The 20,383-nt window shown below is 71.2% G+C and carries 26 protein-coding genes and 1 riboswitch; of the genes, 18 read left to right on the top strand and 8 right to left on the bottom strand.

Annotated features, from left to right (window positions below):
- Nucleotides 1-189 (top strand): hypothetical protein (locus tag FLL47_RS43770; protein WP_222106376.1); only part of this gene is annotated, 189 nt, incomplete at its 5' end.
- An 89-nt stretch (nt 190-278) separates the two neighbouring features.
- Here the strand turns inward: FLL47_RS43770 and FLL47_RS37305 are convergent.
- Nucleotides 279-1,109 (bottom strand): MOSC domain-containing protein, encoded by an 831-nt coding sequence (locus FLL47_RS37305; RefSeq protein ID WP_246159171.1) that lies wholly within the window; start codon nt 1,107-1,109, stop codon nt 279-281.
- Nucleotides 1,106-1,981 (bottom strand): bifunctional 5,10-methylenetetrahydrofolate dehydrogenase/5,10-methenyltetrahydrofolate cyclohydrolase, encoded by an 876-nt coding sequence (locus FLL47_RS37300; RefSeq protein WP_144127369.1) that lies wholly within the window; start codon nt 1,979-1,981, stop codon nt 1,106-1,108. Before FLL47_RS37300 ends, FLL47_RS37305 begins: the two co-directional genes overlap by 4 nt.
- Nucleotides 1,982-1,993: 12 nt before the next feature.
- A riboswitch (ZMP/ZTP riboswitch) is annotated at nt 1,994-2,077 on the bottom strand.
- 360 nt (nt 2,078-2,437) lie between these two features.
- Between FLL47_RS37300 and FLL47_RS37295 the strand changes: the two genes are divergently transcribed.
- Nucleotides 2,438-3,028 (top strand): GNAT family N-acetyltransferase, encoded by a 591-nt coding sequence (locus FLL47_RS37295; RefSeq protein WP_246159170.1) that lies wholly within the window; start codon nt 2,438-2,440, stop codon nt 3,026-3,028.
- Between the two features lie 12 nt (nt 3,029-3,040).
- Here the strand turns inward: FLL47_RS37295 and FLL47_RS37290 are convergent, their stop codons facing one another.
- Both FLL47_RS37290 and FLL47_RS37285 read right to left on the bottom strand, forming a co-directional pair.
- Entirely contained in the window at nt 3,041-3,571 is a 531-nt protein-coding gene (locus FLL47_RS37290) for a DUF6817 domain-containing protein (protein ID WP_144127368.1), read from the bottom strand.
- Nucleotides 3,572-3,646: 75 nt separating this feature from the next.
- Entirely contained in the window at nt 3,647-4,222 is a 576-nt protein-coding gene (locus FLL47_RS37285; RefSeq protein ID WP_144127367.1) for a maleylpyruvate isomerase N-terminal domain-containing protein, read from the bottom strand.
- Between the two features lie 259 nt (nt 4,223-4,481).
- Between FLL47_RS37285 and FLL47_RS37280 the strand changes: the two genes are divergently transcribed.
- The 6 genes from FLL47_RS37280 to FLL47_RS37255 all read left to right on the top strand — a co-directional run bounded on the left by FLL47_RS37280 (nt 4,482) and on the right by FLL47_RS37255 (nt 9,929).
- The gene (locus FLL47_RS37280) at nt 4,482-5,780 is read left to right on the top strand and encodes an extracellular solute-binding protein (protein ID WP_144127366.1); all 1,299 of its coding nucleotides are present in this window, start codon (nt 4,482-4,484) and stop codon (nt 5,778-5,780) included.
- Nucleotides 5,781-5,865: 85 nt separating this feature from the next.
- The gene (locus tag FLL47_RS37275) at nt 5,866-6,882 is read left to right on the top strand and encodes a carbohydrate ABC transporter permease (protein WP_144127365.1); all 1,017 of its coding nucleotides are present in this window, start codon (nt 5,866-5,868) and stop codon (nt 6,880-6,882) included.
- Between the two features lie 13 nt (nt 6,883-6,895).
- Nucleotides 6,896-7,786: a sugar ABC transporter permease gene (locus FLL47_RS37270; protein WP_246159177.1), complete on the top strand. Its 891-nt coding sequence runs from the start codon at nt 6,896-6,898 to the stop codon at nt 7,784-7,786.
- 1 nt (nt 7,787) lies between these two features.
- Nucleotides 7,788-8,807: a LacI family DNA-binding transcriptional regulator gene (locus FLL47_RS37265; RefSeq protein WP_144127364.1), complete on the top strand. Its 1,020-nt coding sequence runs from the start codon at nt 7,788-7,790 to the stop codon at nt 8,805-8,807.
- Nucleotides 8,808-8,841: 34 nt separating this feature from the next.
- Nucleotides 8,842-9,216, top strand: coding sequence for an FKBP-type peptidyl-prolyl cis-trans isomerase (locus FLL47_RS37260; protein ID WP_186316139.1), 375 nt, complete (start codon nt 8,842-8,844; stop codon nt 9,214-9,216).
- Nucleotides 9,217-9,356: 140 nt separating this feature from the next.
- Nucleotides 9,357-9,929 carry a P-loop NTPase family protein gene (locus FLL47_RS37255; protein WP_144127386.1) on the top strand — a complete coding sequence of 191 codons (573 nt, stop codon included), beginning with the start codon at nt 9,357-9,359 and terminating at the stop codon, nt 9,927-9,929.
- A gap of 6 nt (nt 9,930-9,935) precedes the next feature.
- Here the strand turns inward: FLL47_RS37255 and FLL47_RS37250 are convergent, their stop codons facing one another.
- Nucleotides 9,936-10,409, bottom strand: coding sequence for an OsmC family protein (locus FLL47_RS37250; RefSeq protein ID WP_144127362.1), 474 nt, complete (start codon nt 10,407-10,409; stop codon nt 9,936-9,938).
- 62 nt (nt 10,410-10,471) lie between these two features.
- Here FLL47_RS37250 and FLL47_RS37245 point away from each other — a divergent pair, with 62 nt between their 5' ends.
- From FLL47_RS37245 to FLL47_RS37225, 5 genes are all read left to right on the top strand, one after another.
- Complete coding sequence (locus tag FLL47_RS37245) at nt 10,472-11,149, top strand: GOLPH3/VPS74 family protein (RefSeq protein WP_144127361.1); 678 nt, start codon at nt 10,472-10,474, stop codon at nt 11,147-11,149.
- A 93-nt stretch (nt 11,150-11,242) separates the two neighbouring features.
- Nucleotides 11,243-11,695, top strand: a complete 453-nt coding sequence (locus FLL47_RS37240) for a MarR family winged helix-turn-helix transcriptional regulator (RefSeq protein ID WP_144127360.1) — start codon at nt 11,243-11,245, stop codon at nt 11,693-11,695.
- Nucleotides 11,696-11,736: 41 nt separating this feature from the next.
- Complete coding sequence (locus FLL47_RS37235) at nt 11,737-12,720, top strand: DUF2332 domain-containing protein (RefSeq protein WP_144127359.1); 984 nt, start codon at nt 11,737-11,739, stop codon at nt 12,718-12,720.
- A 71-nt stretch (nt 12,721-12,791) separates the two neighbouring features.
- Complete coding sequence (locus FLL47_RS37230; RefSeq protein ID WP_144127358.1) at nt 12,792-13,505, top strand: hypothetical protein; 714 nt, start codon at nt 12,792-12,794, stop codon at nt 13,503-13,505.
- A 38-nt stretch (nt 13,506-13,543) separates the two neighbouring features.
- The gene (locus tag FLL47_RS37225; protein WP_144127357.1) at nt 13,544-14,377 is read left to right on the top strand and encodes a hypothetical protein; all 834 of its coding nucleotides are present in this window, start codon (nt 13,544-13,546) and stop codon (nt 14,375-14,377) included.
- Between the two features lie 68 nt (nt 14,378-14,445).
- Here FLL47_RS37225 and FLL47_RS37220 read toward each other — a convergent pair whose 3' ends face one another.
- From FLL47_RS37220 to FLL47_RS37210, 3 genes are all read right to left on the bottom strand, one after another.
- Nucleotides 14,446-14,760, bottom strand: coding sequence for a GlsB/YeaQ/YmgE family stress response membrane protein (locus FLL47_RS37220; protein WP_222106374.1), 315 nt, complete (start codon nt 14,758-14,760; stop codon nt 14,446-14,448).
- Between the two features lie 140 nt (nt 14,761-14,900).
- The gene (locus FLL47_RS37215; RefSeq protein ID WP_144127356.1) at nt 14,901-15,338 is read right to left on the bottom strand and encodes a hypothetical protein; all 438 of its coding nucleotides are present in this window, start codon (nt 15,336-15,338) and stop codon (nt 14,901-14,903) included.
- A complete protein-coding gene (locus FLL47_RS37210) occupies nt 15,335-15,616 on the bottom strand; it encodes a hypothetical protein (protein ID WP_144127355.1) in 282 nt (93 codons plus the stop codon). Before FLL47_RS37210 ends, FLL47_RS37215 begins: the two co-directional genes overlap by 4 nt.
- A 96-nt stretch (nt 15,617-15,712) precedes the next feature.
- On the opposite strand from FLL47_RS37210, the gene FLL47_RS37205 reads away from it, so the two are divergent.
- From FLL47_RS37205 to surE, 5 genes are read left to right on the top strand one after another with little or no spacing between them, the layout of a single operon-like run.
- On the top strand, nt 15,713-16,492 hold the full coding sequence (locus tag FLL47_RS37205; RefSeq protein WP_246159166.1) for an RNA ligase family protein: 780 nt from the start codon (nt 15,713-15,715) through the stop codon (nt 16,490-16,492).
- Entirely contained in the window at nt 16,479-17,639 is a 1,161-nt protein-coding gene (locus FLL47_RS37200; RefSeq protein ID WP_144127353.1) for an AAA family ATPase, read from the top strand. Before FLL47_RS37205 ends, FLL47_RS37200 begins: the two co-directional genes overlap by 14 nt.
- Before the next feature lie 9 nt (nt 17,640-17,648).
- On the top strand, nt 17,649-18,452 hold the full coding sequence (gene otsB / locus FLL47_RS37195) for a trehalose-phosphatase (RefSeq protein ID WP_246159164.1): 804 nt from the start codon (nt 17,649-17,651) through the stop codon (nt 18,450-18,452).
- A gap of 55 nt (nt 18,453-18,507) precedes the next feature.
- Nucleotides 18,508-19,527 (top strand): 1-phosphofructokinase family hexose kinase, encoded by a 1,020-nt coding sequence (locus FLL47_RS37190; RefSeq protein WP_246159151.1) that lies wholly within the window; start codon nt 18,508-18,510, stop codon nt 19,525-19,527.
- The gene (gene surE, locus FLL47_RS37185) at nt 19,524-20,306 is read left to right on the top strand and encodes a 5'/3'-nucleotidase SurE (RefSeq protein ID WP_144127352.1); all 783 of its coding nucleotides are present in this window, start codon (nt 19,524-19,526) and stop codon (nt 20,304-20,306) included. The genes FLL47_RS37190 and surE overlap by 4 nt, the downstream gene beginning before the upstream one ends.
- Nucleotides 20,307-20,383: the final 77 nt, after the last annotated feature.

The following is a 20,383-nucleotide window of genomic DNA, read 5'->3' as shown; positions in this document are numbered from 1 at the left end:
GTACTAAACCAACTCGCCGACCGATTCACCGACGAAGGCGTCATCATCATCGACACCGACGCAGCCCACGCCATGCGCCTACCCACAACCCAACACACCCTCAACACAATCCCCGACGACCACAACCCCCGCGACGGCATGGGCACAATGTCGCGTTCACCCATAACCTCGGCCACACAGGCATCGTGATCGGACAACCCACGGCAACAGTCGCCGACCCTGTGTAGGACCCACAACCCTGAGCCAGCCGACGCGGCGGGGCAACAACAGATGGCGCGTCAGGCGTCACCGACGGGGTCGCCGGGCCGGATACGGCCAGGATGCAGGATCTGAGCGTAGACGCCCGCACACGGCTGGGCACCCAGCACAGAAAGCGGCACAACACGGTGGTGCCGGGCGAGCACACGCAAAGCGTCAGGATCACGGGGCAGGTCGCCGTGCGCGAGAGTCGGAATCGCACAGCGTGGCGTGGCGACGATGACGCGTAGCACGAGCTCGTCGCCGACGCGCAGCTCACGGCCAACCCAGCCGTCCTCAATGAAGCCGTCGCCGGGGGTGTCGACGACGACGTTGGGCCGGTAGCGGCGGGGGTCGGCGGCGCCCGCGGGGTGCAGCGCGGAGATGCGGCGCAGGGTCGCGGTGGTGATGAGGTGCAGGGGCGCGAAATCGAAGAACGTGCCCGGCGCCGCAGCCGCAAAAGTGCTGGTAAGCAGCGGCAGGGTAGCTGTGATGCCGTCGCGCAGCACGGCATCGGGATCGACACGGTCGAGTTGCGCCTTTTCCGGTGGGGTGTCGACGAGCTCGACGTCACGGCCGAGCAGTGCTGACAAGGTCTTCGCCGCGGACGAGTCGGTGCTGTGCACGTCAACGCCCGGCCCCGTGATGCGTACGCCGCGGGGATCGGTGGCGGCGGTGAGGGTGAGCAGCCGCTGCCAGAGCCGAGGGTGTTTGGCGCTGGCGACGCGGCCGGTGGCGGTGTCGAGCAGCGCGAGGGCGCGGTCACCGACCATGCCGGACCCCGACACATCGGCGCTGTCGAGCCGCTCACCGAGCAGCGACTTGACCGGGTACCGGTGCAGTGCAGCGACCGCGGCCCTCGCGTGGGTCACGGGTTGGCGCGTTCGGCGGCGGCGACGACGTTGCGGAACAGCATCGCGACGGTAGTGGGGCCGACGCCGCCGACACGCGGGGTGATCGCCCCGGCGACGGCGGCGCAGGACTCGTCGACGTCGGGCAGGATGCGGCGGCCTTCGTAGCGCACGCCGCCGCCGACCACGACGGCGCCGGGCTTGACGTGTTCGGGCTGGATGATGCCGGGCACGCCCGCGGCGGCGATGAGGATGTCGGCGCGGCGGGTGTAGCGGGCCCAGTCCTTGACGCCGGTGTGCACGACGGTGACGGCGGCGTCGGCGGTGGGGCGCTTCTGCGCCAGCAGCATCGCCAGGGGGCGGCCGAGGGTCGCGCCGCGGCCGAGGATGACGACCTCCCGGCCTGCGACGGGGATGTCGTAGTGGGCGAGCAGCGCTTCGATGCCGGCAGGTGTGCAGGGCAGCGGGCCGGGCATGCCGAGGGCGAGGCGGCCCATGTTCATGGGGTGCATGCCGTCGACGTCCTTGTCAGGGTCCATGGCCTGCAGGGCGGCGTTGTAGTCGAGGTGGCCGGGGATGGGGTACTGCACGAGCATGCCGTGCACGGCCGGGTCGTCGTTCCAGGCCGTGATGACGCGGTGCACGTCGGCCTGGGTGGCCGTGGCGGGCAGGTGTTCGTGCGGGGACGCGAAGCCCAGCGCGGCAGCCTGCTGCTGTTTGATGCGGATGTAGCCCGCGCTGGCGTCGTCGTCGCCGACGAGCAGGGTGGCCAGGCTCGGGGTGATGCCACGGGCGCGCAGCGCGGCGGAGCGGGTGGCGACGTCGGTGAGAACCTCGTCGGCGACAGGTTTACCGGGCAGCAGACGGGCGGTGGTGGTCGCGGGCGCGGACATGCGGCTCCTTCACGCGGTCACCCAGGCGGTCGGCTTCCGCGGCTTCGCTTCCCGATGGTCGTTCCCATCCTCGTGCCGCCAGTCGCGAAACTCGCCCTCCAGCATGCCCCATGCCGTCGGGCCGGACTTCAGCCGCCCTACCGGACATGGCGTGTCCGATAGCGTTCGCCTCGGAGAGGTGACCGTGCGGGTGGTGTCGGATCGGCGCGGACAAATCGGCGTGCTGGGTGGCGTTCGCTCGTGCCTGCACGTGGACGAGGGCCGCGCTGGTGGCGGGGCATCGGCGTACTGTGACGGGCGCCGATCGCCACGATCGAAGGCCGGCTCGGTCGACGGCGGGTGGTGACCCTGGCCGATGAGGCGCGCTGGTGGCGGAAGCCGCGTTGAGTGGTTCTGCCGGAGGCGGGTGTGGGTTTACCGTTTGCGCTGCGGGCCGCGGCTCGCCATCATCGCGGGGTGATCGACCGACAGACCGCCGATTTCACCGTCAAGCCGACCCTCACCGGCGAGAAGGTCGTGCTGCGCCCGTTCGCCGACGCGGACCTGGACGGCATCCGTGCCGCGCTACGCGACCCGGAGGTGATCCGGCTGACCGGCAGCGGCGTCGACGAGGAAAACGAGGCCGAGCAGGAGAAGATCCTGCGCCGCTGGTACGGCACTCGCAACGCTCAGCCGGACCGGCTGGACCTGGCTGTCGTGGACCGGGCCGGCGACGCGTGCGTCGGCGAGGTGGTGTTCAACGAGTGGAACGCGGCCAACCTCAGCTGCAACTTCCGGGTGATGATCGGCCCCGCGGGGCGGGATCGTGGCCTGGGCACGGAGGCGATCCGGCTGTTCGTCGGGTACGGCTTCGAGCGGCTCGGCCTGCACCGGATCGAACTGGAGGTGTTCGCGTTCAATCCGCGGGCGCGCCGGGTGTACGAGAAGGTCGGTTTCGTCGCCGAGGGTGTACTGCGGGACGTGCTGCGCGACGGGGACGGCTGGGTGGACGCGACGGTGATGTCGATCCTGGCGCACGAGTGGGAACGCCACCGCGGCCGGCCTTGACCCGCTGGGCGGTCAGAACGTCAGTACCGCGCGGGCGTCGGCGACGACCTGTGGTGATGCCAGGTCGGCCCAGGACGCGAACAGGGTGCGGAAGTAGTCGCCGTAGCGGATGGCGACGTCGGGGTTCTGCTCGCACAGGTCGAGCTCGTTGACGATGCTGACGTCGACCAGGGGGCGCAGCTCGGCGGCAGTCAGGGTCTCGACCGTGCCGTCGAAGCGGCTGTGCAGCTGCCGGGTCTGAGCGAGCGGTCGCCAGGTCGCCTTGCGCAGGGTCGCGGCGTAGCGGTGCACGATCCGTTCGGCGTCGGGCCCGGCGGCTGAGCGCAGCAGGTCGCGCTCGTCGAGGGTGAGCAGGGCGGTGTCGAAGCCGTCGGTGCCGTACGCGGCGTGGGCCAGGCCCGCGAGCGCGGTCCCCGTGGGCAGGCCGTGCGCGGCGAGCCGGTCGTGCACGCGTACCAGATGGGTGTAGAGGGTTCCGCCGGGATGGTCGATGATCGCCGCGCCGCGCTCGTGCAGCAGCGCCTTCACGTCGTCGGCACTCATGACGCGACCCTAGGGCGCGGACGCGGTGGCGGTCAGCTATCTGTGGGGAAGTTCATGGGGGTGCAAGTTCTTCCATCAGTCGCGGGCGGCGCGCCATGTCCAGCCGGTGCGGTGGGCATGGCCGGGCAGTTCGCCGCGGCCGGTGCACCACAGCAGCACGGCGGCGGGTTCGCCGTCGGGGGCGTCGGGGAACAGCCGGTGCAGGATCAGCGTGGCCAGGTCGGCGGGCGGCCGCCAGGCCGGGTCGAGGGCGCGGGTGATGTCGTGGGTGTGCAGCAGGGTCTCGGCCATGCCCATGGCGGCGAAGCCGCTGGGGTCGCAGGGTCCCCAGTGCCAGGCCCGCAGGTCCGGGTCGGCGGCGGCGAGCGCGGTGGCGAGCAGCCCGCCCGCGGCGGTGATGATCTGCAGCAGCTGGGCGGTGGTGGCCTGCGGCCGCACGGTCAGGTCGCAGGGCAGGTAGGCGTCGTCGGGGGCGGCGGCCAGCTGGCCCGCGTACGCGGTGAGGTCGTGGGCGATGTGTGCGGCGGTGTCGCGGCAGGTCCAGTCGAGCGTGCCGGCCGGGACGTCCCAGTCGGCGGCGGTGTGCGGGGCGAGGGCGGCTTGCAGGGCTTGCAGGGCCTGCCGGAGGTCGTCGTGGCCGGGGTCGCGCATGGGTGCACTGTGTCACCTTCGGCGGGCCCGGGGACACCCGGTTTCCGAGCTGCTGAAACTGTTAGCAAAGTCTGCCAATTGATTTCAGTAGATCAAGAGCTGTGAACGGCGTCACGCATGCACATCGTGATGGTTTGCCGGGTTTGTGGACGCCATTTGGTAACGGGGTTGCGGGAAAAGGCGCAAGGACTTTCTGAATCAGAAACTTCTTGCTAACGTCGCGCGCTGGAAGGACAGGCAAACCCCCGAGGAGCGAATAATGCGTCGCACCGCCAGAGGGATCGCCGTTCTTGCCTCCGCTGCCATCGCACTTGCGGTGACGGCCTGTGGCAACGACGCGACCGAGGCACCCACCAAGACCGACCCCGCGGCCCTGTCGGCCGAGCTGACGTGGTGGGACACGTCGGACCCCGCCAACGAGGGCCCGGCGTTCAAGGAGCTCATCACCGAGTTCAACAAGACCTACCCGAACGTGAAGATCAACTACCAGTCGGTCCCGTTCGGCGAGGCGCAGAACAAGTTCAAGACCGCCGCCGCGGCCAAGTCCGGCGCCCCGGACATCCTGCGCGCCGAGGTGGCGTGGGTGCCGGAGTTCGCGTCCCTGGGCTACCTGTACAACCTCGACGGCAGCGAGCTGCTGGCCGACGAGTCGGACTACTTCGCCACCCCGATGTCGGCGAACAAGTTCGACGGCAAGACCTATGGCGTGCCGCAGGTCACCGACTCGCTGGCGCTCATGTACAACAAGGAGATCTTCGCCAAGGCCGGCATCGCCGAGGCCCCCAAGACCTGGGCCGACGTGAAGACCGCCGCGGCTGCGATCAAGGCCAAGACCGGCAAGGATGGCCTGTTCATCAACGCCGGTGGCTACTTCCTGCTGCCGTTCATCTACGGCGAGGGCGGCGACCTGGTCGACACCGCCGCCAAGAAGATCACCGTGAACTCCGCGGCCAACGTCGCGGGTATCCAGGTTGCTGCTGACCTGGTCAAGTCGGGCGCCGCGGTCAAGCCGCCGGCCAACGACTCCTACGGCACCATGATGACCCTGTTCAAGGAGCAGAAGGTCGCCATGATCATCAACGGCCCGTGGGAGGTCAACAACCTCCGCAACGCCCCCGCCTTCGGCGGGATCGACAACCTCGGCGTCGCCGCGGTTCCGGCGGGCTCGGCGAAGGCCGGCGCGCCGGTCGGTGGCCACAACTACGTGCTGTACTCCGGCATGGCGCAGGACAAGGCCGCCGCGGCGATCGCGTTCGTGAAGTTCATGTCCTCCGCGCAGTCGCAGGCGTTCCTGGCCGACAAGCTGGGCGTGCTGCCGACCCGCAAGTCGGCGTACGACATCGACAAGGTGAAGAACAACGCGATCATCGCCGCGTTCCAGCCGGTCGTGTCCGCCGCCGTGGCCCGCCCGTGGATCCCCGAGGGCGGCCAGTTCTTCGGCCCGCTCGACACGATGGCCACCGAGGTCCTGATCCAGGGCAAGGACCCGAAGACCTCCCTCGACGGGGTCGCGAACAAGTACAAGACCGAGGTCGTCACCGCCTACACGGCGTCCTGACCCTCACCCGAGGCCGGTCCCCGCACGGGGGCCGGCCTCGGGGCCTTCCCCCGCGCCCCCTCTTCACCCCACTCGGAGCACGCCCGTGAGCACAGACACCGCCACGCCGGCCCGGACCAGCCCCCCGCCGCGTGAGACCCGACGACCCGGCCGGCTGCGGCGCAGCTGGGACAAGCACTGGTACGCCTGGGTGATGGTCGCCCCCGTCGTGCTCGTGCTCGGGGTCCTGATCTTCTACCCGCTCGGCCGCGGCATCCTGCTGTCGTTCACGAACCTGACCGAGGCGAACCAGCTCGCCGAGATCTGCAGCAAGTCGATCACCGGCACCGAGGTGTGCAAGCCGAACCCGAACGCATGGGAGATCGTCGGCGTCGACAACTACGTCAACATCCTCACCGGCAAGGTCGGCGAGTTCTGGCAGCAGTTCGGCGTCACGCTCCTCTGGACCGTCACCTGCGTGGTGTTCCACTACGGCCTGGGCTTGGGCCTGGCCGTGCTGCTCAACCGGCCGATGCGCGGCCGCGGGATCTACCGGGTGCTGCTGATCCTGCCGTGGGCGGTGCCCGCGTTCGTGTCCGCGTTCGCGTGGCGGTTCATGTTCAACGAGAACTTCGGCCTGATCAACTCCGTGTTCGAGTCCGTCGGCCTGGACCGCGTCGCCTGGTTCGCCGACTGGCGGACCGCGCTGCTCACCGCGATCGTCGCCAACATCTGGCTGGGCGTGCCGTTCATGATGGTGACCCTGCTCGGCGGTATGCAGACCATCCCGGGCGAGCAGTACGAGGCCGCCGAGATCGACGGCGCGACCCCGTGGCAGCGCTTCGTCAACATCACCCTGCCGGGCCTGCGCTCGGTCAGCATGACGGTGCTGCTGCTGGGCTTCATCTGGACGTTCAACATGTTCCCGATCATCTTCCTGGTGACCGGCGGCGAACCGGCCGGGCAGACCGAGATCCTGGTGACCGGCGCGTTCCGGTCGGCGTTCGAGGGCATCCGCAACTACTCGCTGTCCTCGACGTACGGCGTGCTGATCCTGTCCATCCTGCTCGTCTTCTCCGTGTTCTACCGGCGGGCGCTGCGCAAGCAAGGCGAGGTGTGGTGACATGACGATGACCATGGCCCCCGGCACGACGGCCGGGCAGTCCACGCACACCCCGCAGGTGAACAAGCACAGCCGGGCCAAGCGCAGCCCGCTGGCCTCGCTCGGCCTGCACGCGACGCTGATCGGCGCGTCGCTGATCGCGGTGTTCCCGATCGCGTGGGTGGTGCTGTCGTCGTTCAAGCCCAAGCAGTGGGTGCAGAGCAGCGAGCTGTCGCTGGTCAAGGAACCGACCTTGGGCAACTACGAGTACGTGCTGTTCGAGACGAACTTCCCCACCTGGATGCTCAACTCGGTGATCATCGCGCTGTGCACGATGACGATCGGCATCCTGATGTCGGCGACCACCGGGTACGCGCTGTCGCGGTTCAACTTTCCCGGCCGGCGCAAGCTGATGATGGTGTTCCTGGTGACGCAGATGTTCCCGGTCGCCGTGCTGATCGTGCCGATCTACAAGATCATGGCCACGCTCGGGCTGATCAACACCCACGCGTCGCTGGTCATCGCGTACCTGACGATCGCGGTGCCGTTCTGCTCGTGGATGCTCAAGGGTTACTTCGATTCGATCCCGACGTCGCTGGACGAGGCCGCGTCGATCGACGGGTGCGGGCCGTTCCAGACGTTCTGGCGGGTCATCATGCCGCTGGCCCGGCCCGGTATCGCGGTGACGGCGTTCTACACGTTCCTGACGGCGTGGGGTGAGGTCGCGTACGCGACGGCGTTCATCCAGACCGACGACCGGTTCACCCTCGCCTACGGTATGCAGCAGTTCGTGCCGCAGTTCAACGCCCAGTGGGAGTACCTGACCGCCGCCGCGGTGCTCGTCACGGTCCCCGCCGGGCTGGTCTTCCTCTACGCCCAGCGCCACCTGGTGTCCGGCCTGACCGCCGGTGGAACGAAGGGCTGAGGTGGGTACGCAGACACGGGCGCGCCTGGCCGACATCGCCGCGCAGGCGCAGGTCAGCCAGGCGACCGTGTCCCGGGTGCTCAACGACCGGCCGGGCGCGTCGGCCAGCACCCGGCAGGCCGTGCTCACCGCGCTGGACGTGCTCGGCTACGAGCGGCCCGGCCACCTGCACCGCACCGGCGCGGGCCTGGTCGGGCTGATCCTGCCCGAGCTGGACAACCCGATCTTCCCGGCGTTCGCGCAGATCGCCGAGTCGACCCTGGCCCAGCAGGGCTACACGTCCATGCTCTGCACGCAGACCCCGGGCACGGTCAGCGAGGACGAGTACGTCGACATGATGCGCGAGCGCGACGTCGCCGGGATCGTGTTCATGTCCGGCATGCACGCCGCCGCCGCCGACGGCGACCCGGCCCGCTACCACCGACTGACCACCGACGGCGTGCCGTTCGTGCTGGTCAACGGGTTCCTGCCGGGGGTGGCCGCGCCGTTCGTGTCGTGCGACGAGCACGGGGCGGCCGAGCTGGCCGTCGCGCATCTGGCCTCGCTGGGGCACCGGCGGATCGGGCTGGTCTGCGGGCCCCGGCGGTACACGCCGACCCGGCGCAAGGTGGCCGGCTACCAGGCGGCCATGGCCGGGCTGTACGACGGCGACCTCGAGGAGCTGATCGAGATCGCGCCGTTCGGGGTCGAGGGCGGCCACGGGGCGGCGCTGCGGCTGCTGGAGCGCGGCGTGACGGCGATGCTGTGCGGGTCGGACCTGATGGCGCTCGGCGCGATCCGGGCCGTGCGCGCCAACGGGCTGTCCGTGCCGCAGGACGTGTCGGTGGTCGGGTTCGACGACTCGCTGCTGATGGCGTACACCGATCCGCCGTTGACCACGCTGCGCCAGCCGGTGCGCGCGATGGCCCAGGCCGCGGTGCGCGCCCTGCTCGACGAGATCGGCGGGTACGCGGCCCCGCACAGCGAGTACATGTTCCGCCCGGAACTCGTGGTGCGCGGCTCGACCGCGGCGCTGCGCTGACAACGTCCTCCGCGCCCCGCCTAGGATGACCCTTATGACCTTGAGCAAACCGACTGTGGAGTTCCCCGGGGGCGAGGCCCCGACCGACCTGGTGATCACGGACCTGATCGTCGGCGACGGCGACGAGGCCGTACCCGGCCGCCAGGTCGTCGTGCACTACGTGGGCGTGACCTTCGACGGCGGCGAGGAGTTCGACGCCTCCTGGAACCGCGGCTCCCCGTTCACGTTCCCGCTCGGCGGCGGACGCGTCATCCAGGGCTGGGACCTCGGCGTAGCCGGCATGAAGGTAGGCGGCCGCCGCCAGCTGATCATCCCGGCCAAGCTCGCCTACGGCAACCGCGGCGCCGGCGGCGTCATCAAGCCCGGCGACACCCTCGTCTTCGTCGTAGACCTCCTCGAGGTCCGCTGACCCACTCCCCCGACGATCTTGCGCGAACGATGGGGACGACACACTCGTTCCGGGCATAAGTGCAACAGTTCGCGCAAGATCGTCGGGATCATGGCGGGACCGCAGTGAGGGATCTTGCGGGTTAGAATCTCGCGGTGCCGATGTTGACCGTCGATGACCTGCTGCCGTGGGAGCCGCGGCGCGTCCTGGTCACGGGTGCGTCCGGGGCCGGGAAGACCACGTTGAGCAAGGAGATCGCCGCGGCTTTCACGCTGCCGCGGGTCGAGCTGGACGCGCTGCACCACGGGCCGGACTGGGTGCCGCGGGCGGCGTTTGCCGACGAGGTCGGCGTGTTCGCCGCGCAGCCGCGCTGGGTGACCGAGTGGCAGTACAGCGACAAGCTGGGGAATCTGCTGTCCGGCCGGGCCGACACGGTCGTCTGGTTGGACCACCCGCGCCCGCTGGTCATGTGGCAGGTCACCAGGCGCACGGTGCGCCGCAGGTGGCTGCGCGAGGAGTTGTGGAACGGCAACATCGAGGGGCCGCTGCGCACGATCTTCACCGATCCCGAGCACGTCATCCGCTGGGCGTGGCGTTCCCACGGCAAGCCCGCCGGGCGGGTGGCGGCGCTGCTGGAGCAGCGTGGCGAGCAGGTCGCGGTGGTCCGGCTGCGCGGCCGGGCCCAGGTCCGGCAATGGGCACGCAGGCTGCGCGAAGGCTCCCTGCTCGGCTGATGACGTTCAGCCCTGGGCGGACGTCACGATCACCGGCTCGTGGCGCACCGGGAAGTTCACCGAGTTGGCGATGAAGCAGGCCTTGTGGGCGTCATGGTGCAGCGCGAGCGCCTGCTCGGTCATCGACGCGTCGGCGACGGTCACCCGGGGCCGCAGCACCGCCTCGGTGAACCGGCCGCCGCCGTCGTCCTCCGTCATCGTCGCCTGCGGCAGATCGGTGTACCCGGTGACGACGACGCCGTTGACCGCGCACAGGTGCAGATACCACAGCAGGTGGCACTGCGACAGCGACGCCAGCAGCAGCTGCTCGGGGTTCCACCGGTCGGGCTCGCCGCGGAACGCCGGGTCCGAGGAGCCCGGCAGGGTCGGCAGGCCGGGCGCGCTGACCTCGTTGGTGCGCCGGTAGGTGCGGTAGCTGTCGGTCCCGGTGCCTTCGTTGCCGGTCCACTCGACGGTCAGTTCGTAGCGGTGCTCGCGCATGGCCGCAGCCTAGTGCACCCGGTAGCCGTCCCATATGAGGCCAAAGCCCCTAAACTCGACTTATGGAGCTCTCGCTGGCCGAGCAGCTGGTCCTGCTCAGTTATGACGACGCGACCGGCAGGCCGCTGGTGCCCATCAACCACCTCGACTGCGGCATCGAAGGCGCGGTCCTGCTCAGCCTGGCCAACCTCGGGCGCATCGCGATCCGCCGCGGGCACGTGGAAATCGTGGACCACACGCCCACGGGCGACCCGTCGCAGGACGCCGCTCTCGCGGAGATCGGCGAAGACGCCAAGGGCCACGCGCCCGACTGGTGGATCTACCATCTGGCATCCCCGCACCACCGCCAGCGCCTGCTGGACAACCTGGTCGCGAAGGGCGTGCTGCGGCGCGAGGACCACCGGGTGGTGGGCGTGTTCCACCGGCCCCGCTACCCGCTGGTCGACCAGGCGGTCAAGAAGGACCGGGTGGACCGCATCCGCAACATGGTCAACCGGATCGCCGAACCCGACCGCGACTCGGTCAGCCTGCTCGCGCTGAGCCACACCATGATGCTGGACCGCCACTACTTCCCCGAGGTCAACCATGACGACATGCGCCACCGGGTCATGGAGCTGGCCGAGGGTGAATGGGCGGCGCCGGCCGTCGGCAAGGTGATCTACGCGATGAACATGGCCGTCATGGCCGCCATCACCGGCGGCATCGCGTCCTCCTCCACCGCCGCCGTCTCCGCCAGCTGACGCACCCACCCCGAGCAAGCCCGCCGCCTTGCGCCGGGCGTGCCGTTTCGGGTGACTTTCGTTGGGGGTACCAACGATTGTTAGGGTGATCAGGTGACCGACGACGACACCGCGCCCACCCGCCTGACCGGGCTGCCGAGCTGGCTGCTGACGCAGACCGCGGCGTACGCGGGGCGCCTGGTCACCGACGGTTTGGCCAGCGTCGACGCCCGCGGCTACCACTTCAGGGTGCTGGCCACGCTCGACGAGTACGGCCCCGCCAGCCAGGCCGCCCTCGGCCGGCGCAGCGGCATCCACCTGTCCGACCTGGTCGCCGCCATCAACGAGCTGGCCGCCCGCGGCCTCGTGGAACGCGCCCCCGACCTGGACGACCGCCGCCGCAATGTCGTCACCCTCACCGCCACCGGACGCCGGCAACTCGCCACACTCGACGAACAGCTCGCCACCGTGCAGGAGCAGCTGCTCACGCCACTGAGCGCCGCGGAGCGCACACAGCTGACCACGCTGCTGGCCAAGTTGCTCGCGTACCACCGCATGTCATCTTGATCACGATGCGCGCGGCCGGGCAGGCGGCCTACGGTACCGGCATGCACGGCATTCCCCGCACCGATGAGGACCTGGCCCACACCTACCGCGACTTCGCGCTCAGGGAGGCCGCCGGGCGCTCGCCGTCCTACGAGCGGCTGTGCCTCGGGATCGCCGCCGATGCCGAGGTGCTCGGCCTCGTCGGCGCGCTGCCGCTGGCCAAGCGCCAGCCGAACCTGCTGCTGGGCGCGGTCCGGCTGCTCGGCGGGCCGGTCGGCGACCACACGGAGTTCCGCGACTGGCTGGTCACGCACTGGGCGGCGGTACGCGAGCAGATGCTGGCCCGCAGCACGCAGACCAACGAGGCCGCCCGGTGCGCGGTGCTGCTGCCCGTGCTCGCCGCGCTGCCGCAGCCGCTCGCGCTGATCGAGGTCGGCGCGTCCGCGGGGCTGTGCCTGTACCCGGACCGCTACCGGTACCGCTACGGCGACCGCAAGCCGTTCGGCCCCGCCGGTGCGCCGCTGCTGGAGTGCGCCGTCGACGGCCCGGTGCCGGTGCCCGACCGGTTGCCGCAGGTCGTCTGGCGCGCCGGCATCGACCTGAACCCGCTCGACGTCACCGACCCCGACGATGTGCGCTGGCTGCAGAGCCTCATCTGGCCCGAGCACACCGAGCGGATGGAGCGCCTGGCCGCCGCCGCCACGATCGCCGCCGCCGACCCGCCGCTGCTGGTCCGCGGCGACCTCAACGAGTCCCTGGCGCAGCTGGCCGAGCAGGCCCCCACCGAGGCGACCCTGGTCGTGTTCCACACCGCCGTGCTGGCCTACCTCGACGCGGCGGGCGTGGACCGGTTCGCGGCACAGATGGCCGAGCTGACGCGGCAGCGGCCGGGCACGGTGTGGCTGAGCAACGAGGCGCCCCGCGTCGTCCCGCAGGTCGCCGCGCAACTGCCGCGCCAGGCCCCGCCGGGCCGGTTCACCCTGGCCGTGGCCGGTCGCCCGGTCGCCTTCACCATGCCGCACGGCCAGGGCGTCGACTGGCTCTGAGGCCGTACCGTCCACTCGCGACTTGTTCATCGGCCGGTCGGCTCTAGAGTGTTGCCGTCGAAGGGACAGCGATGGCGAAGCAGAACGGCCGGGCGGGGGCCGGGCGGGCCGAGGAAGACAACACGGCGACCGACGTCGCCGCCAGCTCGATCGCCGGGCTGGGCATGCTGGTCGGGACGCTGGGCGCGGCCGGGCTGGTGCTCGTGCTGTGCACCAACTCGCTGGCCGGGGTGGGCCTGACCATGGTCAACATCGCCGTCCCGGCGATCGCGTTCGGGTACGCGCTGCTCGACGCCGCCCCCCGCGATGCGCGGCGGCCGCGTCGCGTCGGCGCGATCGTGCTGGCCCTGGTCATCGCGGCCGGTGCGACCGGCGTCAGCTGGGGCGTGTCCGGGATCGCGATGCGCCAGTTCGCGCCCGCCGACTACATCGGCCTGTACGGCGAGCGCGTCCAGGTGACCGTCATGGACGCGGACTGCCGCCACGGGACCATCTGGCGGCGCGGGCCGCGGGCCGACTTCTACTGCGAGGGCGCGACGTGGCGGGCGGGCGAGCGCGACGAACGCGGCCGGCTCACCCTCTTCTATCAGGAGATGGAGCCGCGCGCGCAGTCCCGGCAGATCGACGCGTACGTGCTCGGCACCGAGGGCTACAGCGTCGAGCGGGTCGGCGAGGTCGAGTCCTGGGCGTGGTGGGCGGGGCGGCCGCTGTGGCTGCTGCTGGGCCTGCCGGTGCTGGCCGTCGGCCTGCTGCTGCGCCGCGACCTGGTCGCCTCGCGGACCTGAGTACGGGTGCCTTGACGCGCGCGCCTAGGGTGCGGGTCGTGATCAGACCGGTCCCCGCCCCCCGCCGTGTCGCGGCCACCGTCGTGGCGCTGCTCGGACTGTCCGCCGCCGCGCCGTTCCTGTACCGGACCGGGCCCGTCGGGTACGCCGCGCTGCTGGTGCCCCTCGGGCTGCTGCTGGCGCTGGCGTGGGCGGTCCGGCTCGGGCAGTGGATGCTGGCAGCCGGCGCGCCCCCGTGGCCCGCCCGGCTGACCCTGCACCTGGCGCAGGGCACGCAGGTGAGCCAGCGCGGCCGGGCGGTCAGGGTCGCCGACGCGATCGGCCGGGACGACGACTTCGACACCACCCCGGCGGGCTATGCGGTATGGGCGGTGCTGCGCCGTGGCGACGCCCCGCAGCTGCACCAGCGGGTCGTGTGGGAACGGTGGCTGCGTGAGCTGACCGGCGAGCACCGGGTGCTGGTGCACCGCCGCGCGGGTGTCGCGGTGCTGGACGTCGACGGCCACGGCCGGATCTGGCCGTCGAGCTTCACGCTGCGCCGCCGTCCCTGGGGGGTGACGCTGACTCCGCTCGGCGGCACGTCCGCGGCCGGCGACCTGTCGTGGTGGCGGCTGCTGGTGGTCGTCGTCATGGTGGTGGCGCTGCTCGCCGGTCCGGCGCTCGGGCGCGGGGACCACCTGGACGCGGCGTGGGCGACGGGGTACGTCGTCGTGCTCGCGTTCGCCGTCGGGCAGTGGTTCGGGGTGATGCCGCCGGGGCGGCAGAGCCGTGGACGGCCCGCGGGCACCAGGGTCCCCGGACCGCGCGCCGAACCCGCCAAACGTAACCGCGGCGGCCGCTTCACCGGCACGTCGAAGACCCGCAAGCGTTAGGAAGGGCACCTTCTACAACACATAGCGATGTGAAGGTGCCCTTCCTTTCCCTACCCCCACGGAGGGTCTCAGGTGGTGGTGTTGCGGCGGCGGCGGCGTACGGGGCGGCCGCCTTCGTCGGCTATGAAGGTGCGGGTGAGGGCCATGGCGATGATGATGCCGATGACCGCGCAGACCACCTGCACCAGCAGCTCGGACCAGCTCCAGGTGAAGTGCCAGCCGGCCCAGTTCCAGTCCAGGCGGGCCGGCCACATGGTCTCCCAGCCCATCTGGCGGGAGACCCAGGTGCCCAGCAGCGCGGCCACGATGCCCACCACGAAGGTGGCAATGACTCCGATGTTCTGGCGGCCGGGGAGAACCAGCCGGCCGAGGGTGCCGATCACGATTCCGATAAGGATTGCGCTCAGGATTCCGGTCGCCGTCATGGCGGGCGACTACCCACTTGCGCGGCCTTTAATCCTCGCCGCGATACCGGTTCCGGGCGACTTCCGACAGGACTATCCCGACGGTGCGGGCAGGGCTGTCAGGACCAGGGTTTTTCCAGCTGGATGGTGGTGACCGAGTCGACGATCGCGGTGTAGCGCTCGGGGCGGTCGGTGAGGATGTAGGCGTCGGTGCGCACCGCGAGCATGGTCAGGTCCGAATCGGCGAGCTCGTGCAGGCGGTCCGGCCCGGGACGGGTGAGGTCCATGAACCTGCCCAGGCTGCGCCAGTCGGCGGTGGACTCGACCACGACGCAGTTGTCGTTGGTGCGCAGCACGTCGACCAGGTGCGCGTCCGCGCCGCGGGCCAGCGCCTCGGCGAGGGACGCCGAGGTGACGGCGAACAGCTCGCCCTCGTCGTCGAACTCGCCGATGATCTCGCCCACGGTCTCGTGCGCGCCGAACGCGCAGATCGCCGAGGCGTCGAGGATGAGGCGGATCGGGGGGACGCCGATCTCGCCGTCGCCGGATTCGGTCACGCCGCCCAGCCCATGCGGCGGCGCAACTCGTCACGGTCGGCGCTGCCGTGCTCGGCGCGCCGGGCGGCGTCGTCGAGCTGCTCACGGGCCCACAGGCGGGCACGGCGGCGGCGGTCCTCGGTCAGCGGCACGCCGTGGTGGCGCTGGTATGCCTCCGCCTCCGCGTCCTGGGCAATCTTGCGCCGGACCAGGCGGTTCACCTCGGCGGAGGCGTTCTCGTGCGTCTTGAGGTACGCGACGACGTCGTCGGCCAGGTAGAAGCTCTTGGTCTCACCCATGCCCAATAGACTAGCGCGCATTCTCTGATAGGGCCATCGCATCGGTAATCCATTGGCCTGCGCGGGTGGGGGACGGCTACAACATACGACGTGATCGTGAAATATCCGCGGACGCCGCACCTGGCGGGATCGCGCCTGCAGCCGGGTGACGAGGACATGGCCCAGGTGCCGTTCGCGCGTATCCGCGGACGGCACGTGGTCGCCGAGGAGAAGCTGGACGGCGCGAACGCCGGCATCAGCTTCACCGCCGACGGCGGGCTGCGGCTGCAGTCGCGTGGGCATCACCTGTCGGGCGGGCCGCGGGAGCGGCAGTTCGCGGTGTTCAAGTCGTGGGCGGCGACGGTCGCGCCGCTGCTGTGGGAGCGGCTGGGCGACCGCTTCGTCTGCTACGGCGAGTGGATGTACGCCAAGCACACCGTCTTCTACGACGCGCTGCCGCACTACTTCTGCGAGTTCGACGTGCTGGACACGGCGACCGGCGAGTTCCTGGACACGCCGCGGCGGCGGGAGCTGCTGGACGGGCTGCCGGTGCACAGCGTGCCGGTGCTGGCCGCGGGCCCGTTCGACCGGCTGGAGCAGCTGACGGGGCTGGTGGGGCCGTCGGTGTGCCGTACGCCCGGCTGGCGGGACGGTCTGGCCGACGCCGCCGCGGAGGCCGGGGTGGACCCGGCGCGGGCCGCCGCGGAGAGCGACCGGGCCGACGAGATGGAAGGGCTCTACCTCAAGGTCGAGGAGGGCGGCCGGGTGGTGGAACGCTACAAGTGGGTGCGGCACAGTTTCCTGACCGCGGTGCTGGACTCCGGCTCGCACTGGGCGGACCGGCCCATCGTGGCCAACCGCCTGGCCGACCCGGAGGTGCTCTATGCAGGCCTTTGAGCGGCTGTGCCCGGCCGGGCCGGGCTGGGCGCTGGACTGGGCGGCGGTCGAGCGGGAGTTCGCCTGGGTGCGCCGACTGGCCGGGGTGCCGCAGGACCCGGTGCACCATGCCGAGGGTGACGTGCTCACGCACACCCGGATGGCGGCGCAGGCGCTGGCGGCACTGCCGCAGTGGCGGGAGCGGCCGCGGGCCGAGCAGGTGCGGTTGTTCGCCGCGGTGCTGCTGCACGACGTGGCCAAACCCGACTGCACCCGGCACGACGGCGAGCGGGTCACCGCGCACGGACACTCCCGGCGGGGCGAGCTGACCGCCCGGCGGGTGCTGTGGGAGCTGGGCACGCCGATCGACTGGCGCGAGCACGTGACGGCGCTGGTGCGCCACCACCAGGTGCCGTTCTGGGCCCTCGAACGCCCGGATCTGGAGCAGATCGCGCTGCGGGTGTCGCTGACGGCGCGCAACGACGACCTGGCGCTGCTGGCCACCGCCGACATCCTGGGCCGGGTCTGCGCGGACGCGGACACGGTGCTGGAGAACATCGACCTGTTCCGGGAGTACTGCGCGGACCTGGGGGTGCTGGACCGGCCGTGGGAGTTCGCGTCGGACCACGCACGGTTCATGTACTTCCGCACGCCGGGTCGCGACCCGCGGTACGCGGCCTTCGACGACACCCGGCTGACCGTGACGGTGCTGTCCGGGCTGCCCGGGGCGGGCAAGGACACCTGGCTCGCCGCGTACCGGCCCGAGCTGCCGGTGGTCAGCCTGGACGCGATCCGGGCGCAGTCGGGCGTGGACCCGGCCGGTGACCAGCGGGCGGTCGCCGGGGCGGCGCACGAGCTGGCGCGCGGGCACCTGCGGGCGGGGCGGTCGTTCGTGTGGAACGCGACGAACGTGTCACGGCAGCACCGCGAGATCTGTATCGGGCTGGCGGCGGCGTACGGGGCGCGGGTGGAGCTGGTCGCGCTGGAGGCGCCGGGTCCGGTGCTGCGGGCGCGCAACGCGGCCCGTCCGGCGCCGGTGCCGAACGCGGTCATCGACCGGCTGATCGGCAAGTGGGAGACCCCGGACGTGACCGAGTCGCACACCCTACACCGGCTGGACACGAATGATCGTGTACTTCACGTGATCCCGCGGTCACCGGTGGCCTAGAGTAGGCAAGTGATCGAATCGCAGAGCGTCACCGACGCACTACGTATAGCAGCCGAAAGACGTCAAAACTGCGGTTTCTTCTTCGACTTCGACGGAACCCTGTCCGAGATCCGCGACGACCCGGCCGGCGTCGAGCCGGTGCCGGGCGTCGTCGCGGCCGTCGCCGAGATCGCCGAGCACATCCGCACCGTCGCGGTCGTGTCCGGACGCCCCGTCGAGTTCCTGCGCAAGCACTTCGGCGGCCTGCCGGTGCGCCTGTACGGCCTCTACGGCATGGAGTCGCTTGACGAGCAAGGCACCCTGTGGACCGACCCGGAGGTCGTGCCATGGATCTCCGCGGTCGCCGACGTCGCCAAACGCGCCGTCGCCGAACTGGACCCCGACATCCTGGTCGAGGACAAGCGGCTGTCGGTCGCCCTGCACTACCGCACCGCCCCGCACCTGCGCCCCCAGGTCGAACGCTGGGGTGGCGACCGGGCCGCCGAATACGGCCTGGCGCCGCTGCCCGGCCGCATGGTGCTCGAACTCAAGCCGCCGATCCGGCGCGACAAGGGCGGCGTGATGCGCAGCGCCACCCGCGACCTCGACTGCGTCTGGTACTTCGGCGACGACCTGGGCGACCTGCCCGCACTCACCGCGCTGGCCGACCGGGCCAAGGCCGACCGGGGCTTCGAGGTGTTCCGGGTCGGGGTGTCCAACCCCGAGACCGGCGACCAGGTCGCCGCCATGATGGACGTCATCGTCGGCTCGCCGCGTGACCTGGTGCCGCTGCTGCGCCGGGCCGGGCAGGCGTTCACCCCCTCGCACACCTGATCGACGACCCGGCGGCACAGGATTGAGTTCCGGGCCGCCGGGGTAAGCGCTGATCATGCCGGAATCAGTCATGGTGTTCTCACCGTCCCCGCAGCTCACCGTCACCATCGAGCAGGTCGGCGATGAGGAGGAGATCCACCTGCACGCCGGCGGGCAGGGCGTCTGGGTCGCCCGCATGATCAAATCCTTGGGCGTACGGGTCGTGCTGTGCTCCGCGTTCGGCGACGAGACCGGCCGCGTGGTGCGCAACCTCATCCTCGACGAGGGCCTGGAGGTCGGCGCGATCGACGTGTCCGCCCGCAACGGCGCGTACGTGCACGACCGCCGCGACGGCGTGCGCACCGAGATCGCCCAGGCACCCGGACAGCCGCTGAGCCGCCACGACCAGGACGAGCTCTACAACGTCGCGCTCGCCGAGGGCCTGCGCGCCGAGGTCGCGATGCTGGCCGGCGTCGCCGACCCGCAGGTGCTGCCGCCCGACGTGTACCGGCGGCTCGCCGGAGACCTGCGCCGCAACGGCACAAAGGTCGTCGCGGACCTGTCGGGCGACTACCTGACCGCCGTCCTGGAGGGCGGCGTCGACGTGCTCAAGGTGTCCCACGAGGAGGTCCTGCGCGACGGCCGGGCCACCGAGGAGACCATTCCGGGCCTGGTCGCGGCCATGCACCGACTGCGCGACGAGGGCGCGGCCACGGTCGTGCTCAGTCGCGCCGAGCACCCCGCACTCGTGCTCATCGACGACGAGGTGCGCCAGGTCGAGCTGCCCCGCTTGGAACCCGCCGACCACCGCGGCGCGGGCGACTCGATGACCGCCGGGGTCGCCGCGATGCTGGCGCTCGGCCGCGACCTCGACGTGGCCGTGCGCACCGGCGCCGCCGCCGGCGCGCTCAACGTCACCCGCCATGGCCTGGGCACCGGCCGCGCCGACGTGATCGCCCAGTTCACCACCAGGGTCAAGCTGACCGAGCTGCCCGGCGCCAACGAGGGCGCTCCCCCGCCGGGCTCCGGCGGCGGCCAACGCGGCGGTGGCCACACGTCCCCTGAACAGCTCGCAGAGAAGGTGAAGCATTCATGACCCGGGTCCTGATCACCAACGACGACGGCATCGAGGCCCCCGGCCTGCACCGGCTCGCGCTCGCGGCAGCCAAGGCGGGCTTCGACGTGGTGGTGGCGGCCCCGGCCCGCGACTCCAGCGGCGCCAGCGCCGCGATCAGCGCCGTCGCCCAGGACGGCCGCATCATCGTGGAGGAACGCAAGCTCCCCGAACTCGACGGGGTGCCCGCGTACGCCGTCACCGGGACCCCGGCGATGGCGGCGCTGATCGCGACCCGGGGCGCGTTCGGGGACCCGCCCGAGGTGGTGCTGTCGGGCATCAACCGCGGCGCGAACGCCGGCCCCGCGGTGCTGCACTCCGGCACCGTCGGCGCGGCGCTGACCGGGGCCGCCTACGGCTGCCACGGCCTGGCCGTCTCCCTCGACCTCGCCGACGGGGACCTGACCGACGACGACCGGCACTGGGACACCGCCGCCGTGTACGCGGTCGCACTGCTGTCGCTGCTGGACGGGCTACCGCAGTCCACGGTGCTCAACCTGAACGTGCCCGATCTGCCCGCCGACCAGGTGCGCGGGCTGTGCCGGGCCCGGTTCGGCCGGTTCGGCCAGGTGCAGATGCGCATCGCCGAGCGCGGCAGCGGCTTCGTGCGCACCGCACTGGAGGACTCCGGCGCTCATCTGGAGCCCGGAACCGACATGGCGCTGCTGGCCGACGGATACGCCACCGTCACGCCGCTGCAGCCGCTCGGCGAGGCCGCGGTCGACCTGCCCGACCTGGCGGACCTGCTGACCGCGGTCTGACCGGCGTCCCGACGGCGGTCTGACCGGCGCCAGCGCGGCGCACTGCCGCGAGCGCGGCAGCCTGCGCCGTCCCGTCA

Source organism: Catellatospora sichuanensis (assembly GCF_007483665.1).
Classification (GTDB): domain Bacteria; phylum Actinomycetota; class Actinomycetes; order Mycobacteriales; family Micromonosporaceae; genus Catellatospora; species Catellatospora sichuanensis.
Note: the sequence above shows the minus strand (reverse complement) of the source record. Positions and strands in the feature narration are given on the sequence as shown.

What these genes read in the sequence shown, in the direction of transcription:
- FLL47_RS37200 (WP_144127353.1), top strand. Translation starts at nt 16,479, where the DNA reads ATGCAGGCCTTTGAGCGGCTGTGCCCGGCCGGGCCGGGCTGGGCGCTG.
- FLL47_RS37210 (WP_144127355.1), bottom strand. Translation starts at nt 15,616, where the DNA reads ATGGGTGAGACCAAGAGCTTCTACCTGGCCGACGACGTCGTCGCGTAC.
- FLL47_RS37250 (WP_144127362.1), bottom strand. Translation starts at nt 10,409, where the DNA reads ATGCGCGAGCACCGCTACGAACTGACCGTCGAGTGGACCGGCAACGAA.
- FLL47_RS37290 (WP_144127368.1), bottom strand. Translation starts at nt 3,571, where the DNA reads ATGAGTGCCGACGACGTGAAGGCGCTGCTGCACGAGCGCGGCGCGGCG.
- FLL47_RS37280 (WP_144127366.1), top strand. Translation starts at nt 4,482, where the DNA reads ATGCGTCGCACCGCCAGAGGGATCGCCGTTCTTGCCTCCGCTGCCATC.
- FLL47_RS37285 (WP_144127367.1), bottom strand. Translation starts at nt 4,222, where the DNA reads ATGCGCGACCCCGGCCACGACGACCTCCGGCAGGCCCTGCAAGCCCTG.
- FLL47_RS37190 (WP_246159151.1), top strand. Translation starts at nt 18,508, where the DNA reads ATGCCGGAATCAGTCATGGTGTTCTCACCGTCCCCGCAGCTCACCGTC.
- FLL47_RS37270 (WP_246159177.1), top strand. Translation starts at nt 6,896, where the DNA reads ATGGCCCCCGGCACGACGGCCGGGCAGTCCACGCACACCCCGCAGGTG.
- FLL47_RS37230 (WP_144127358.1), top strand. Translation starts at nt 12,792, where the DNA reads ATGGCGAAGCAGAACGGCCGGGCGGGGGCCGGGCGGGCCGAGGAAGAC.
- FLL47_RS37235 (WP_144127359.1), top strand. Translation starts at nt 11,737, where the DNA reads ATGCACGGCATTCCCCGCACCGATGAGGACCTGGCCCACACCTACCGC.
- FLL47_RS37300 (WP_144127369.1), bottom strand. Translation starts at nt 1,981, where the DNA reads ATGTCCGCGCCCGCGACCACCACCGCCCGTCTGCTGCCCGGTAAACCT.
- surE (WP_144127352.1), top strand. Translation starts at nt 19,524, where the DNA reads ATGACCCGGGTCCTGATCACCAACGACGACGGCATCGAGGCCCCCGGC.
- FLL47_RS37245 (WP_144127361.1), top strand. Translation starts at nt 10,472, where the DNA reads ATGGAGCTCTCGCTGGCCGAGCAGCTGGTCCTGCTCAGTTATGACGAC.
- FLL47_RS37260 (WP_186316139.1), top strand. Translation starts at nt 8,842, where the DNA reads ATGACCTTGAGCAAACCGACTGTGGAGTTCCCCGGGGGCGAGGCCCCG.
- FLL47_RS37255 (WP_144127386.1), top strand. Translation starts at nt 9,357, where the DNA reads ATGTTGACCGTCGATGACCTGCTGCCGTGGGAGCCGCGGCGCGTCCTG.